Annotated in this window: 15 protein-coding genes; 8 read left to right on the top strand and 7 right to left on the bottom strand. The window is 51.3% G+C overall.

The features are described 5' to 3' along the window. Positions 1–30: 30 nt before the first annotated feature. Both H8B09_RS00900 and H8B09_RS00895 read right to left on the bottom strand, forming a co-directional pair. Positions 31–606, bottom strand: coding sequence for a hypothetical protein (locus H8B09_RS00900; RefSeq protein ID WP_191201611.1), 576 nt, complete (start codon positions 604–606; stop codon positions 31–33). A gap of 112 nt (positions 607–718) precedes the next feature. Next, a complete protein-coding gene (locus H8B09_RS00895; protein ID WP_191201610.1) occupies positions 719–1,846 on the bottom strand; it encodes a kanamycin nucleotidyltransferase C-terminal domain-containing protein in 1,128 nt (375 codons plus the stop codon). Between the two features lie 229 nt (positions 1,847–2,075). Between H8B09_RS00895 and H8B09_RS00890 the strand changes: the two genes are divergently transcribed. The 3 genes from H8B09_RS00890 to H8B09_RS00880 all read left to right on the top strand — a co-directional run bounded on the left by H8B09_RS00890 (position 2,076) and on the right by H8B09_RS00880 (position 5,975). Continuing rightward, positions 2,076–3,293 carry a hypothetical protein gene (locus tag H8B09_RS00890; RefSeq protein ID WP_191201609.1) on the top strand — a complete coding sequence of 406 codons (1,218 nt, stop codon included), beginning with the start codon at positions 2,076–2,078 and terminating at the stop codon, positions 3,291–3,293. A 249-nt stretch (positions 3,294–3,542) separates the two neighbouring features. Further along, a complete protein-coding gene (locus H8B09_RS00885) occupies positions 3,543–5,426 on the top strand; it encodes a prenyltransferase/squalene oxidase repeat-containing protein (protein WP_224753187.1) in 1,884 nt (627 codons plus the stop codon). 219 nt (positions 5,427–5,645) lie between these two features. Next, a complete protein-coding gene (locus H8B09_RS00880; protein WP_191201608.1) occupies positions 5,646–5,975 on the top strand; it encodes a DUF1904 family protein in 330 nt (109 codons plus the stop codon). A gap of 106 nt (positions 5,976–6,081) precedes the next feature. Here the strand turns inward: H8B09_RS00880 and H8B09_RS00875 are convergent, their stop codons facing one another. Then, positions 6,082–6,324: a hypothetical protein gene (locus tag H8B09_RS00875; RefSeq protein WP_191201607.1), complete on the bottom strand. Its 243-nt coding sequence runs from the start codon at positions 6,322–6,324 to the stop codon at positions 6,082–6,084. 52 nt (positions 6,325–6,376) lie between these two features. Then, positions 6,377–7,135: a GNAT family N-acetyltransferase gene (locus tag H8B09_RS00870; protein ID WP_224753306.1), complete on the bottom strand. Its 759-nt coding sequence runs from the start codon at positions 7,133–7,135 to the stop codon at positions 6,377–6,379. A 156-nt stretch (positions 7,136–7,291) separates the two neighbouring features. Here H8B09_RS00870 and H8B09_RS00865 point away from each other — a divergent pair, with 156 nt between their 5' ends. Both H8B09_RS00865 and H8B09_RS00860 read left to right on the top strand, forming a co-directional pair. Then, positions 7,292–7,513, top strand: a complete 222-nt coding sequence (locus tag H8B09_RS00865) for a hypothetical protein (protein WP_191201605.1) — start codon at positions 7,292–7,294, stop codon at positions 7,511–7,513. Positions 7,514–7,629: 116 nt separating this feature from the next. Further along, on the top strand, positions 7,630–7,974 hold the full coding sequence (locus H8B09_RS00860; RefSeq protein WP_191201604.1) for a hypothetical protein: 345 nt from the start codon (positions 7,630–7,632) through the stop codon (positions 7,972–7,974). Between the two features lie 137 nt (positions 7,975–8,111). On the opposite strand, the gene H8B09_RS00855 is transcribed toward H8B09_RS00860, so the two are convergent. Beyond that, positions 8,112–8,618 carry a ferritin gene (locus H8B09_RS00855; RefSeq protein ID WP_191201603.1) on the bottom strand — a complete coding sequence of 169 codons (507 nt, stop codon included), beginning with the start codon at positions 8,616–8,618 and terminating at the stop codon, positions 8,112–8,114. Positions 8,619–8,902: 284 nt separating this feature from the next. Here H8B09_RS00855 and H8B09_RS00850 point away from each other — a divergent pair, with 284 nt between their 5' ends. Further along, complete coding sequence (locus H8B09_RS00850; RefSeq protein ID WP_318152507.1) at positions 8,903–10,792, top strand: LTA synthase family protein; 1,890 nt, start codon at positions 8,903–8,905, stop codon at positions 10,790–10,792. Between the two features lie 108 nt (positions 10,793–10,900). On the opposite strand, the gene H8B09_RS00845 is transcribed toward H8B09_RS00850, so the two are convergent. Next, positions 10,901–12,352 (bottom strand): S41 family peptidase, encoded by a 1,452-nt coding sequence (locus tag H8B09_RS00845; protein ID WP_191201601.1) that lies wholly within the window; start codon positions 12,350–12,352, stop codon positions 10,901–10,903. 59 nt (positions 12,353–12,411) lie between these two features. Next, entirely contained in the window at positions 12,412–13,401 is a 990-nt protein-coding gene (locus tag H8B09_RS00840; protein WP_191201600.1) for a Gfo/Idh/MocA family protein, read from the bottom strand. Positions 13,402–13,605: 204 nt separating this feature from the next. On the opposite strand from H8B09_RS00840, the gene H8B09_RS00835 reads away from it, so the two are divergent. After that, positions 13,606–14,733 carry a hypothetical protein gene (locus H8B09_RS00835; RefSeq protein WP_191201599.1) on the top strand — a complete coding sequence of 376 codons (1,128 nt, stop codon included), beginning with the start codon at positions 13,606–13,608 and terminating at the stop codon, positions 14,731–14,733. Positions 14,734–14,838: 105 nt separating this feature from the next. After that, positions 14,839–15,669: a Cof-type HAD-IIB family hydrolase gene (locus tag H8B09_RS00830; protein ID WP_191201598.1), complete on the top strand. Its 831-nt coding sequence runs from the start codon at positions 14,839–14,841 to the stop codon at positions 15,667–15,669. Positions 15,670–15,787: the final 118 nt, after the last annotated feature.

Raw genomic sequence — 15,787 nt, 5'->3', positions numbered from 1 at the left:
TCCAAGGTTGCCGCTGTTCTACAGTTAGGCTTAAACCTTAATTACATTTTTGTAGAATTCATCGTTTACATCTATAGAATCAGCGGAAATCCAAGCATAATTGGAAATGCCCAGCTTCTCCGCAATCTGATATGCACTAGGGGTCTCCATCGCGAAAATAACTTCCTCATCCTTTGTGAATAGAGATTCTAAGTCAGCTGCCTCATTACCAGCCTCTTCAACGAGTTTCCTGACAACCTTCAAGTCGAATATTTCGTCCGCAGGGGCTCGTAATTGTCCACTGTCGTACATCTCAGCTAACTCTTCTTCTGTTAAACCAAAGTCCTCCATGTTGTCCCAAGAGCAGTCAAATTTAAAAACTAGCTCCGATTGCTTGAAAATGGACATATTCCAACCATGGTCTTCCGCGTATACATAATGGACAAGCAAACCTTGATTAGATTCAGTAATGGCGTCTGACGGAACGAATTGATCTCCTAAGATAACAAACGTTGTCCATTGATTAGCTTTTTCAAATACAAATCCTTCTTCTCCTGCACGATTGATAAGTCCGATTGCTTCTTCTACGCTGCCCAACAAATGATAGCTCTGGCTAAATTCACTCATTCTGTTGCTCCTCAGAATTATTAGGCATAATCAATATGTATATAATTGCCTAACCAAATAATAATTGGATCAACTTGCCTTCTCAACTACAAAGTCGCATTCTAAATCCTTTTTATGAAAAGCTATTCCTCCCCCTCAAATAGCTCTCGAACTCCCCAACATCTGCAAATCGATTGATCCGAACCCCCTTCGATCGCAGTAGCTCTTCCAGTTGTTCGCTAAGGCGTTCCGTCGCTCGCTGCAAAGGGGTCATATCTTGTGGGTTAAGGCAGGCAATCAGCTCTGGGAGATCCAGCTGCATATAAGCCTGTTGAACGGTCGAAGTGCTTACCAGGCTGCTATTCCATTGTCCCGTCCCCGCATATGCAATGAAGTGGGCAATCTCCTCCTGCACATGAACAGCAGCGAAATAAGCCGTATCGTAATCATTCGTCTCGCACGCCGTGATGATTTTGTCCAGCACCCCTTTAAACTCTTCATAGATGCCTTTCATCCTCGTCTCGTAGGAAGGCTCTGTATGGTGCCGTGCCTTCTGCTCCAGCACAAGACTTGCCGTCTCCGCTACCAATTCCTCACAAGCTGTCACCATCTCGGCGCTGGAACGGCTCCGCATGATCGTCTGCATGAGCGGCATTAGTCGAATGGGTTTAAGCGGCAGTCGGATGATTTGCTCCATGTTCCTTCCGAACCCCTTCGTGTAATATGTCCGGTTAAGCAGAGCAAGGCTTTGCAGCACCTTCGTAAGCACGCTGCTGGCTTCTATCCGATAAGAAGTGATTGATTCGGTATTTCCAGCGCGAGTCATTCGGTACAGATGGGGATATACCTTCTCCAGCTCCGATTCCGCCTTCTGAATCATAGTGAGTTCTTGTTCAACCGCCTGCATTGAACTTGTCTTCTCACGCAGCTTCATGAATTGTTCGAGATCCGTATCGGATCGAACGTACAGCAGCTTGCAGTCCGCGATGATTGTCGTCTGCGGCTCCTGAAACGATGCCATTCGTTCAGCCCGCTCCCAGCTTATCGGCCAGAAGTCAAAGCTTATATCGTCCACAATAAACTGTAGGCTTGCTTGATAACCTCTTGGTGAGGCAGGAATGAAGAAGAAATCCAAGTCCGAACGCTTCGTTGCGGTTCCCTGCGCATAAGAACCGTAGTAAGCCGCAATTGCAATATCTTCAGCGAAGGCTTGTTTTATATGATCGATGAGAGCATCGGCAACTTTAAATACGTCCAACATCGTTGTAAGTCCCCCTTAATTGTAAGCTTGTAGGCTATCTCCATCTTACAATTGCCCCCATAAATTTAGTATGTAAAAAACAATTATATGTAAATGCGCAATTTTAAGCTGAATTAAAGGCTATGTTCATCCCCTGTTCATATTGACAGGGTAAATTAAGGATGTTCATGAACCCGTTTCCTGTGTTGGTTAACCAGTCACTCCATTTCCACACGAAAGGCGGTAGACAATGAAATCTCGTTCCGCAACCATTCGTCGCTACGGAAAAACGCTTAGTGCGTTAGTTCTCAGTCTCACGCTTACGGGGGGCCTCGCTGCAACGAGCAGCGTATTCGCAGCCTCTGACGACTCAACAACCTCTACGACTCAACAGGCAGGCAAGTCAGGCAAAGGCATGTTCGGCAATTCCGGCAAACGCGGCGGCGGTCAAGGTCATGAGGCACATGGCTTCCAAACGGCAGCTATCGAGCAAAAGATCGCAGACTATCTGAAGCTCAGTCTTGCTGATCTGCGCGAGAAGCAGCAAACGCAGTCGCTCGCTGAAATCGCAGCTTCTCTGAATATTAACCGCGACACGCTTAAGGCGCAGCTCGTTGCATGGATTGAAGCCGCTCTGCCGGCTGGTTCGTCGACGTCGACATCCTCGAACCAAGACAAGCCTGCAATCGATGCATCCACTATCGCAGACAAAATGCTCGACTCGAAGGGGGCTGCCTTCAAGGGCGGCGACTTCAGGGGCAAAGGCGGCGGCAGAGCGGGCTTCGGCTTCGGTATTGCAGCCGACGAGCTTGCGAGTTTGATCGGCATTACGGCCGATCAGCTCAAAGAAGAGCAAGAAGCCGGCAAGACTGCAGCGGAAATCGCTGAAGCAAACGGCGTTACGCGCGAAGCGCTGAAGGCGAAGCTCGTAGCTTGGTTGGATGAGCACAAGTCTACTGCACCTGCCGCAAGTACAGATACAACAACAACCGATACGAAGAAACAGCCAGCTTGGGATTCTTCCGCAATCGCTGACCAAATTCTCGACAACGGCCCACGCCAAGGCGGCGGACATGGTCGTGAATTCGGAGGCGGTCACGGCGGCTTCGGCTTCGCTTATGACTCCGCAGCGATTGCATCGGCGCTCGGCGTGACCGAAGACGAACTGAAGACTGCACGCCAGTCTGGCAAGTCCATCGCTGACGTTGCTGTCGACAAGGGCATCGCCGTCGATAAGGTCGAGCAAGCGATCGTTGGTTCGCTTACAGCAAAGCTCGATTCTGAGCTCAGCAGCGGCAAGATCACGCAAGAGCAATATGACAAACAAGCAGGCCAACTCTCTGCAATCGCAGAGAAGATTGTGAATCGCTCAAAGCCTGCCGGCGATAAAGCCGGCAGGCAGCAAGAGAAACGCGGACATAAAGCGAATAGCGCTGCCGACTCCGCGAGCACCGATACCTCAGCGTAATGAAGTCGCTCTCGTTACTCTGGTGTGGATGCATGCTCGACACATAGGACGAAGCCCCGGACCACTGGTCTGGGGCTTTGTTATTTGTTGTAAGCAACCTGCGATTTCACTGGCTTCATATTCGTAGTCGGACCAACTTACTACATGCACTTTCGCAAGCTTCTTAGTCGAGGTCTCCCTACACCGACTTTCCATCTCAAGCGCCGCATATATATTGCAAATAGAGCGACGAATAGGAGGTCGGCATTAATGGATTGGCAAGCAATTAACAATCGGATCAATCGGATGACGGAGCAGCTGCAAGCCATGCAATCGCCGGACGGCTCGTGGCGGATGTGCATCGATTGCGGCACGATGAGCGACTGTTATTTTCTAACTACTTTACGGTTGTTAGATGTTCGAGACGAGCCGCTTATCCGCTCATTAGCCGATCGAATTATATCCCGCCGCGAGGCGGAAGGCTCGTGGAAGCTGTTCCCTGATGAGCATGAAGGCAGCCTCGACGCAACAACCGAGGCGCTGCTTGCGCTGATGATCTCCGGCCTCTATCAAGACGGCGACCCGATCATCGACGAAGCGAAGCAGTTTATCCGATCGCGCGGCGGCTTGAACAAGGTGCAGTCATTGCTTACTCAAACGCTGCTCTGCGTGACCGGACAGGCGGAGTGGCCTCAGTCATTCCGTATCCCCCTCAATGCGATGTTCTCGAAGGACGGCCCGCTGCCGAGCTTGTTCCAGATGTCCGGTCATGCCCGTGTCCATCTTGTGCCGATCATTATGATGGCGAACAAACGGTTCTCGTTGCGCACCGCACATACGCCAGATCTGTCCAGCTTGTTCCTCGGCGGAAGCCGTCGCTTCCATAACGATGCCTCCATTATCGGTGTATTGAACGGCTTATTCGGATCACTAATCGGATTGCTGTCGCCAGACGATGACAGCCTCTATCGTCAAGCAGAATCATTCCTTCTTGAACGGATCGAGCCTGACGGCACGCTTCTCACTTACTCCACTGCAACTGTGCTCATGCTGCTTGCCCTCGTCTCGCTTGGCCGCTCTCCATCCGACCCTATCATCAACGAAGGCATTCGCGGCACACGAACGCTGCTGTGCAGCGAACCTCCGATGGTCCAGATTGCAACCCCGACGGTGTGGGATACCGGTATGCTCGCCTATGCGCTTGGCAAAGCCGGCCTCCCATCATCCCACGACGCGATGCAGCGCGCCGCCCGTTACCTGCGGCTCCGCCAGCATACCCGCTACGGTGACTGGGCTATACGTGCGCCGGACACAGCGCCAGGCGGCTGGGGCTTCTCGAACGTCAGCACCCGCTATCCCGACTGCGACAGTACGGCAGCGGCGCTCCGTGCGTTCGTGACGGACCCATCAGCCGCTCAGCCGCATAAACCTGCCTCGATCGCTGCAGAAGATTGGGACCGCGGCCTTCATTGGCTCGTCGCCATGCGCAACGACGACGGCGGTTGGCCCGCTTTCGAACGGAACGGCAAGCCGCTGCCAGTCGGACTATTCAATTACTCCGGCACAGCCGATATTGTGAACGACCTATCCCATGCGGACCTTACTTCCCGCGTGCTTCATTTTCTAGGCGAGGATCTTGGCATGACGACCAAGCAGCAGTGGATCGACCGTTCAGCCCGCTGGGTATTGTCCCAGCAAGAGAAGGATGGCAGCTGGTACGGAAGATGGGGCATTACGTATACACACGGTACTGGCACCGTTGTACTTGGATTAACAGCAGTCGGCATAAAACCTGACCACCCTGCCATCACCAAAGCCGTCCGTTGGCTGCTCTCCGTCCAGAATGAGGATGGCGGCTGGGGCGAGTCGTGTTACAGCGACCAGCAGCGCCATTACATTCCGCTCGGCAGCAGCACGCCGTCACAGACGGCATGGGCGCTTGATGGGCTCATTGCCGCGCTGCCCGCCCCAACGAAGGAGCTGGAGCGCGGCGTCAACGCGCTGCTCCATTCTCTCGATGTGCAGCCAGCGCAGTTGAACCGCTACCCGACAGGTGCCGGTCTGGCTGGTATGGTGTACGTGCACTATGAGAGCAACAACTGGATCTGGCCGTTGCTTACCCTTGCCCGTTTACGTCACAAATTCCACACATAGGGCATACACCGCGCACTGGGGCTAGCCGCCCCTCGCACTCATATGATGCATCTCTGCATCTTATCTCGCTCACGGCGGGCTGCCCGCCCCCATATGATGCAGTTCTGCATCTTATCCCACACACTGACATGCTATAATGAAGCCATTCCGGGCGCGCGGAATGGCTTCTTCTTCAGTTGCCGCACTAGCCGCCCTATTCGAGAGGAGCTAACAGAAGTTATGCCGCATTTACTATTTCGAGGAATTGCTCCTGAGCAGCTTCGTGAAGCAGCTCAACCCCTTGCCGAGGAGCTTGCCGTTATATGCGATTGTGGAACTGACAACTTTACGATGGACTGCCTGCATACGACGTCCGTATTCGGTGGAACGGGGGATCGTTCTTTCCCATTCGTAGAAGTCGCTTGGTTCGAACGCGGCAGCGAAGCTCGCGGCCAATTCGCGTCTGCCGTCACCGCTCAGCTAGCCAAGCTCGGCTTGACCGAGATCGAAGTTGCGTTCCGAACCTATCGTGAGGACAGCTACTACATAGATGGGCAGCCCTGCGGCTAAACACAGCAAGTGCTGCCTCACCATCTAACGCCTCACCCTACGACAAAGCGGTCCTCAGCAGCGCTTCACGCGCCTCTGAGGACCGCTTTCATTTTGCCCACAAGCATCATCTGCTCGATCGAATCAATAAGTACACAATCAGCCCGATAATCGGGAAGAAGAATATCAATGCCGCAACGCCTAGCGCGAACAGCGGCTCATTCCCCTTACGTATCGCGTCCCGATAGGCCCATACGATCGAGATGATATGAAACACGAAGAATAACAAGCTAATAAGCACAAAGAACAATACGATCCCAATTCCGATTCCGCTCACCGCCGACGCACCTGCCCCTCCATCCACTAACATTACGTATACCTCTTCTCATATGTATTCCATATGTAAGGGTTATACGCCAGAATCAGGAAAGAGTTGCAGCCGACTTCAAACGATACCAGTACCGATAGGCGTCAGTAAACCCAACTTTGCTATACAGACGAACTGCTGGTGCATTGTCTTGAACAACCGCAAGATAAGCTTCCGATGCGCCGCTCAGTTTCGCCCACTTGAGCAAATTCAGCACAAGCTGCTCCCCATATCCTTGATTCCGATAAGCCGGCGAAGTCACAATGCTGTACAGTCCGGTGTATCCGTCCTCCAATACGGCATAGCCGCAAGCAACGTCTTGATCTCCTTCATACAAAATAACAAAGCATGCCGGCTTCTCGATCCGCGCCAGCATCTGCTGCATGATCGCCATATCCATCTTGCTGCTGCCGCTCATCTCGGCATAACGAGCCAGCCACCTAGCCGTCGGCTGCATCGTCATCTCCACCGTCTGCTTCGCAGGCTCCGCCACCTGCCCGAGCGAGCAGGTTAATACCGCCGTTGCTCCTTCCTTCTCATAACCGTTGACCGACAGCTGTTGGTCGAGAAGCGACAGTCTTGGCTCATCCGTCATTTTGAAAATCGAAGGCAACCCCTGCATCGCATACATCCGCTCGACCGCACCGATCTTGCCCGCCCAATCATTCTGATCACCAGCTATATCATGCAGCGGATATACAGCATTCGCCCGTTTCGTAAAGCCGCTCGCAAAGCATACTTTCCAGCCGTCATAATCAACGGTATGCAGCGCCGGCCAAGCATTCATCATCATTTGTTCCACCTTCGATTGCATCTTCAATTGCCTCATCCTCCGTGTTTGCTGATGAATATAATATACAACTATATGAATAAATATTCAACACCTAAAGGATGGCTTTTGTCCCCCTTGACCTGCGCTGCAAGACATGCTAATGTTCCATTATTAAGACGTTGACAAAGGAGTGCCCCTATGAGCGAACATATCGAACCAACAACAGAAGCAACGCAAGAAACAGCAGCAGCTGAGACGAAGAAGATGTCGCAGGCCGAGAAAGCGAAGGCGCTGCTCGCACAGAAGAAGCAAGGCAAGAATGGCGGCCAGCAGCAGCATCAAGGTACCGGCGGCGTTAACGCGATGAAGAGCCAGAATAATGCCAAACCGCAGAACCATCGGAGAAAAATGGGTGTGTAGCGTAAAGCTTCACGCCTTTTTTCTTTCTATAGCCCGATATCCCTATTTGCGTGCAGCAGTGATCGTGCTATAATGTAAGCGCTGACAATACTTCCGACGAGGGGGCTTGAGGAAGAATGCGTGTAGCGCCGAATTCTATTCGTAATTTGTATGACTTTGAGGTCGAACGGGATATTTTATTTTTCAAGGTCAACAGGCAGGGGCTTGTTAGCTTCCATGGGGTTAATTACAATCTTAAGAAACCTATGACCCGTGAGCAGCTGACGAAGCTGACGAAGGAAGGTACTTTCGCCGAGGTGGCATCGAACTGTTATGTCAATCTGCTGAAGGTGCTGGCAATGAACGAAGATAGTGTTTGCCTAGGTGCAGCTTCGACGGGTGCGAAGAACCTTCCGCTCACGAAGCGCCAGCTGCAAGGGCTGAAGTCGAGAATGATGGCGTCCCGCCGCGTTCCGTCCTAACCCGATGAAGCGCACATAACCGCATCGCTTCACAATAAAAAGCTGCTCCACAGGACTCATGAATCCATGACCTGTGGGCAGCTTTTTTCAATATCTTCAAATTTCAGTAACTTCTTAGCGATTTGGGCGTATTACTATTATTCACCTGCAGGAGGCGTAAAGCTGCGAGCTGCGAATGCTTCATCCATCGTGTAGAACGCATTGCTGTCTTTGTCGATCCGCTTCAGCTTCTGAATAATGCTATCGAACAGAGCTTCTTCTTCAACCTGCTCGTCGATGAACCATTTCAGGAAGCCGATCGTCGCATGCTCGCGGTCATTCCAGGCAAGGTCGGACAAGTGGTAGAACCGCTGCGTGTTCACCTGCTCATGATGGTAACCGTCCTCGAACGCTTCGAGAATCGAGCTGTAGTCGTTTTTCGGTGCGCCAAGCGCGTCCAGCGTCGCGCGTTTACCGCGGTCGTTAAGGAACTTATAAATTTTCATCGCATGGAACCGTTCTTCCTCGGCTTGTACGATGAAGAAATTAGCGAATCCGTCAAGGTTCTCTCCAGAACAATAAGCAGCCATAGCCAAGTAGACGTGCGCCGAGTAGAATTCGAAGTTCATTTGCTCATTAAGTGCTTTATATAACTCGTCTTTCATGGTAAATCAGCTCCTTCCAATCTTTTCTTGCGCTTGCTTGAACCTAGTATAGTATACGCCAACAGCAGTCGACAATGAAAAATGCCACAAATCAGACAAAATTCATAGATGAAGAGAAGTGTTATCATTGCTTCATAAATGATAAATTTAGTTAGGCTAAGTAACCAAGTTTTTAGTCCATTTACAATTCCGTGCCTTATTGGGAGTTTATAAATATTGACATGAGTACGCGGAGTTGTAAAATACACTATAGACATTTGGCAAAGAGCAAGGAGTGCATACAAGTGGCCTTATTGAATCGGATACTGCATCGAAGGTTTTTTTATTTTACCGTCCTCATACTGATCAAGAGCATCATCGCTTGGTTTGTTGTATTCAACGAAGGACCGTCGATTATGACGCTGGTTACGGAAATTCCGTTCTTCTGGGCCGTGTTCTGCATTATTGAATGGTTGGCGGGCAAAAGAAAGCTGCTGTACTATATGATTACGAACCTGCTGTTGACCCTGCTATACTTTACCGTACTCATGTACTACAAGTATTATGGCGTCATCGTCACGTATCATGCAATCGCTCAGGCAGACAAGGTAACGAAAGTCGGCAACAGCACATATTCGCTGCTTGATCCTTATTATTTGCTTATTTTCATCGATGTTATCGTTCTGGCCATTCTCGTGTACAGACCAAAGTACAAGTCGGTTCGTCATTCGATCGGCATGAAGCCAGTCAACCGCAAGGTGCTCACGTACGTATTCGTCTTCTCCGTGGGTCTGTGCCTGTTCAACATCTGGCCGAACCGTGCCAGCATGAATGAGAACAAGCAAGCGGAAGAAATGGGCATTCTCAACTATGAGGTGTACACGATCTTCGCCGATACGAGCGAGGACCTGGAAGTCGTCGATAAGTCAGAAATTACACAAGCTGCGATCGACGAGCTGAAAGGTGTAGCACCATCGCTGAATCCGCAGTACTATGGCGCCGCCAAAGGCAAAAACTTGATCATTCTTCAAATGGAGTCGTTCCAAGACTTCCTTATCGGACTGAAGATTGATGGTCAAGAAGTAACGCCGAACATGAACAAGCTTGTTAACGAAACATTCCACTTCAATCATTTCTATACGATGGTTGGCCAAGGTACAACATCAGATGCTGAGTACGTCGTCAATACGTCGATGTATGTGCCGAAGCACGAAGCAGCCACCGAACATTTTGTAGATAAGGCGCTGCCAAGCTTGCCGAAGCTGATGCAGGCTAACGGCTATACAACGGCAACATTCCATACGAACAGCGTAGAGTTCTGGAATCGCAAAGAGCTGTACCCATCCATTGGTTGGGAGAAATATTATGACCAGTCGTTCTTCGGCGACGATGACCATGTTGCATTCGGTGCATCCGATGCCATCCTGTACGAGAAAGCGCTGGCGAAACTGACGGAGATGGATCAGAGCGAGCAGCCGTTCTACGCTCAAGTGATTTCGATGAGCGCTCACCATCCGTTTGATATTCCCGAAGAGAAATACCATATGACGCTTCCGACTGAGCTGGAAGGTACGCTTGTAGGCAACTATCTACATGCGCAGAACTATGCGGACTATGAGCTCGGCAAGTTCCTCGATGGACTGAAGAGCAGCGGTTTATGGGATGACAGTGTCATCATGTTCTATGGCGATCACCAAGGCTTGTCCCTCTACTCGCTGAAGAACAACGAGAAAGAAATGCTTAAGAATCTGCTTGGACACGAGTATGGTTATACCGATATGTTCAAAATTCCGCTCGTCATTCACGCCCCTGGCGTAACGTATCAATCGACGATCGAGAAGACAGGCGGCGAGATCGATATCGCGCCAACGGCTGTTAACCTTCTCGGTATTTCCTATGGAGACCAGATTCATTTCGGTCAAGACTTGCTGAACAATGAATCCAACGTTCTGCCGATGCGGCATTTCCTGCCGACAGGTTCGATCGTAACGGATTCCACCATGTTCCTTACTGGCAAAGCCTTCGAGGACGGTACAGACTACAAGCTTGAAGACAGCACAGAAACAACAGAGAACACAGCGAATGAGCAGCAATACTTGAATGGTCTTCGCTTGCTGCAGCTGTCGGACAGCTATATCAAGCAGTTGCCTGATAAGTCGACAACGACCCTCATTACGAAGTCTGGCGTGGAATAATCCTTTATTTTCTTCAAAAATGCGAAACGGCGGTGCAGATCTAGTCTGCGCCGCCGTTTTTGTTTGAATGCCGTGTAGGCTATAGGTGTGTAAAGGCTGACCGATCGGTTACTTGCTGCTGCTCGTCCCTTTAGCGATAAGTCCTTTCAGCAGCTCGGTTCCCTTCTGCTCCTGATAGTCCTCTTTCTTCAGCTTCTCCCGCAGACGCTCCATCAGCTTGTTCATCGTGCTGTCAGCCGTTTCACCATTTGCTGGCTCGATTCCCTCCGCCTTCTGCAATCGGATGACCGCTGACTTCGTCGCTTCGTCATAGACGCCTGCAGAAGCCCCTGCAGGATCGTAGCCGAGCGCTGCCAGCATCTGCTGCAGCGTCTTCACAGAATCACCGTAGTCGCCCAGCTTCATGACCGTGCCCGACGGCAGCGCCGACAGCTCCGTGTAGGCTGGCAATGACACCTTAACGTCTGGCTCAACACCTTTGCCGTTAATCCAGTTGCCCTTAGGCGTTCGCCACTGCGCTTCTGTGAGGCTAAGCACCGACAAGTCCTTGAACTGGCTGAACCGCTGTACAACGCCTTTACCGTACGTCGTCTCCCCAACGATCGTTGCCCCAGCCGACTCCTTCAGAGCAGCCGTAAGCACCTCTGCAGCGCTCGCTGAATGGCGATTCGTCAGCACAACGATCGGCAGCTTCCATTCAGCCGCCTGTTTAGACTTGTACGTCTGTGTGCTTCGCTCTTCCTTGGATACAACTTGAAGGATCGTCTTTCCTTTCGGTATAAGCTGATCTGCGATCGTAATGGTCGGTACAAGCAGACCGCCCGGGTTGCTGCGAACGTCGAGCAGAAGGCCTTTCATTCCCTGCTTCGTGAGATCATCGATTGCCGTTTTGAATTGATCGGCCGTCTTCTGAGCGAATCGTGAAATAACGACATAACCGATACCATCCGGCTTCATTTCGTACGATACGGTCATTACCGGAATTGCAGCGCGCGTCATCGTCACCGTGATTGGCTCCGTCTGCTTCGGACGCGTTACCGTAATGCTGACCTTCGAGCCGATCTCGCCGCGAAGGAGCTCGATAAGCTTATCCAAGCTGACCCCTTTGACAGTCGCGCCCTCGACAGCTGTCAGTATATCCTCTGCTTTGAGGCCTGCCTTCTCAGCAGGTGAATCTTTAATGACTGTATCGATAATAAAGACATTGTCTTCTTCTCGAAGCTGGATGCCGATGCCGACAACCTCGCTCTCATAGTTCTGCACATAGGCTTCGCCGGAATCGCCGATCAGGTACTTGGAATATTTGTCGTTAAGCGACTTTACCATACCTTCCGTTGCCCCATCGATAAGATCCTTTGGCTCTGCGCCGTTCAAGTACTCACGCATAATTTCATTGTAGGAGGCCGACAAGTTGGTGAACGTTGCCTCCTTCAGAATGGGATTGCGCTCCTTCACCCATAAGACCCCGCCTGCGAAGCCTGCTCCACCAGCCAACACAGCTCCTAGCAGACAGATGACCGCGAAGCGTTGACGCGCAATTTGTGATGCGAATATTTTCATTGGCCTAACCAGCTTTCTTCTCGATCTGTTCTCGATGATACGAAGGGAATACGACGATATTAGCGGTCAAGCACGACTCGCGTACGTGTACGAGCCGATTGCAGGCATGCATCAACGAGCTTCATGTTTGCGATTGCATCCTCAGGCGGATATGGATAGGGTGACTCGCCGAATACCGCCTGTGCAAAATGATCCGCTTGCAGCGTGTAGTTATTATAACCCTCGAACGGTCCTTCGGCACGCGAGCCGTCGTTCGTATGTACGATGAGTGGATCTGCGTCCGTGAACGCACCCTTCAATTCAATTCGGCCATTGGTGCCGAGAATCTCTATCCCTTGGCGATAAGCCGCCCACATGCCGCAATCGAACGTAAGCGCTACACCGCCTGCGAATTCGATCAAACCAGATGCCTGCATATCAACGCCGTCGTGCTGGTCTGAGAAGAACGCATGAACGGTCGCCGCCTCAGGCTCAGATCCGATAATCCAGCGTGCCGCACTAAGCGGATATACGCCAACATCATAGATCGAGCCGCCGCCCCACTCCTGGCGATAACGCACATTGCCTGCATCACCCGCGTTATTGAACGTAAAGCAGCCGTTAACGGCCCGCAACTCGCCGATCTCCCCAGATGCAAGAATCTCCTTCACACGTGCCACACGGGGGTGCAGACGATACATGAACGCCTCTGCGAACAATACGCCGGCCTTCTTGCATGCTTCGACCATTTCGATCGTTTCTTCGGCATTAAGCGCTGCTGGCTTCTCGCATAGCACATGCTTGCCAGCTTCTGCCGCCTTGATTGTCCATTCCTTATGTAGATGATTCGGCAGCGGAATATATACCGCATCGATATCGGGATCAGCCAGCAGTTCCTCATACGAGCCATATGCCTTCGGAATGTTCAGCTTCGCTGCCGTTTCCTGCGCTTTCTCAATGCCCCGACTTGCGATTGCCGTTACCTCGCCACGCTCCGATTTCTGAATCGCGGGAATAACGCTATTCACTGCAATATAAGCACAGCCAAGCACGCCCCAACGCAATTTCATCGCTTTCTCACTACCTCTCCTGTATGAATAAATCCGGTGCAGCTGCCGGATGAAGCCAATGGCTCATTCTGCCACATCGATAGAGCTGTACTCATTATAAAGGACAATCGTTCGATATAAAAATTGTGAACGAATCGTTCACCACATCATGCAGTATCTTCCAGTTATAATGTCGTTAATAACCTTAATCAGAGGTGATTATCCATGCATTCTGCGGATGCACGAAACCCATTCACGAGCCCCTCTTATTCACGCGGCAGCCTGCTTCTATTCATTGTTATAGCCGCATGCATCTACACCATCGATATGCTGCTTGTCCGCATTGTACCGCACACTTCATCGGAACTGTCTGATCGCTGGCTTATTGGCGCGATATGCTTCGATTACGTTGTCGTTGTGCCGCTGCTGTATTATGCGCTTGTAAGCCGGAAACGCTGGCATCGCTGGGCTGCTTGGAAGCCTATTATTCCAGTTGCAGCACTTGGCGGCCTTATCATTCTTGCCGCTCTTCCTTCACACTTACGGGGTGCCGTCATCGTCGCAGAAGCGCTTCTGCTTCCGATTGAGGTTCTGTTCCTGACCATAGAGCTTCGTATGGCGCTGTCTGTCTGTCGCTCAGTTAGACGCTTGAGGCGTGAAGGCATTCCATTCCCGGAAGCGCTGCAGGCTTCGTTAAGCTCGGGCAAGCTTGCTGCTTACATTCGTCACGATGTAATGGTGTTCTATTATCTGTTTGCTTCATGGCGGAAGCGGATTGGAAAGGCTGTTCAATCGCCGCTCGCGGCACGGGAATCAGCTTCATTAGCTGCGCCAAGTGATCAGAAGTTCACTTATCATCGCAATACCTCCCTGTTTCTGTTCGCTGCCATGCTGACCAAAGTGCTCGTCATTGAGAGCATCGTCGTTCATCTGTTCGTCCGAATGCTGAATGAGTATGCAGCATGGATCATGACCGCCGGCTCGCTCTGGATCATCGCCCTGCTCTGGGCGGATTGCCGCCGCTCTGTACTGGAGCCCATTCGTCTGACACAAGATGGCTTAGTCCTTCGGTACGGCTTGAGGCTGAATGGTGATCTTCCTTATTCCGCTATTGCCGATGTTCAGAGCGGCATGGATCTTCAGCCGACGAAGGAAGAGCGCAAGCGGTCCGCTGTTGCGCCAATGGTGACACCTAACGTAATAATTACGATGAGGAGCACCGTGACGTTAGAGGGACTTCTATGCCAACCCCATGAAGTTCATACGGTCTACATCGCCGTTGACGATCCGACTGATTTCGTCGAAGCACTTCGCAAACGACTGTCGGCGGGTTCCGTCAGACAGGATGATTGACCCTATTCGTTCCACCTCTTTCAGAGAAACACTATTGCTGTAAGCGCAACACATGCGCTACAATCTCCGTAACCGCAACAAACAGAGAGGGAGAAACCGTTCACGATGTACAAACTCATTGCAATCGATATTGACGATACGCTGCTCAACGATGAATTGGTTGTTACCGAAGGAACGAAGCAAGCGATGGCTGCTGCCATCGAGCAAGGGGTTCTCGTAACGCTGGCAACAGGCCGCATGTACGCTTCTGCTCGCAAGATCGCGAATCAGATTGGCTTGAACGTACCGATCATTACGTACCAAGGCTCACTCATCAAGACGCTTATCGACGGCGAAGTGCTCTATGAACGCAGCGTTCCAACCGATGATGCGAAGCTGTTGAACGAATACTGCCTGAAGCACGGCCTGCATCTCCAGCTGTATGTCGACGATGTTCTGTATGTGCGCGAGGATAATGACAAAGCGAAGATGTACTCCAATTTGTCCAAAATCCCATACGTCGTTGCATCCGACTTCGACGCGCTGCTGAACGAGCCGCAGACCAAAATGCTCATCATCGACGATCCGGATCTGCTCGATCGGGTAGCCGAAGAGCTGAAGCCTCTCATCGGCGAACGCGTGCACATTACGAAGTCGAAGCCGCATTACTTGGAATTCACACATAAAGAAGGAACGAAAGGTCACGCGCTTCGCTTCCTGGCTGAACATATCGGCAGCACCTCCGAACATGCGATTGCTATTGGCGATGCTTGGAACGACCGCGAGATGATCGTGGAAGCGGGACTTGGCGTTGCGATGGGCAATGCATTGCCGGCATTGAAGGAAATCGCTAACTACGTGACGCTCACGAATAACGAGGAAGGCGTCCGTCATGTTATTGAGAAATTCGTTTTGAACGCCGCTTCCGCTTCTTCACCTACGGTTGTTCACTCCTAGAATAAGAAAGCCGGTCCCAGGAGGACCGGCTTTCTAGCAAGGGCAAGGCTTCTTTGTAAAATTTAAGGTGTGTGAGCCGCATAGTCTATGCGTATCGGATTCAGCACACACCTGGTTC

Origin of the sequence: Paenibacillus terricola (assembly GCF_014779765.1) — a bacterium.
GTDB classification, from domain to species: domain Bacteria; phylum Bacillota; class Bacilli; order Paenibacillales; family Paenibacillaceae; genus Paenibacillus_T; species Paenibacillus_T terricola.
Note: the sequence above shows the minus strand (reverse complement) of the source record. Positions and strands in the feature narration are given on the sequence as shown.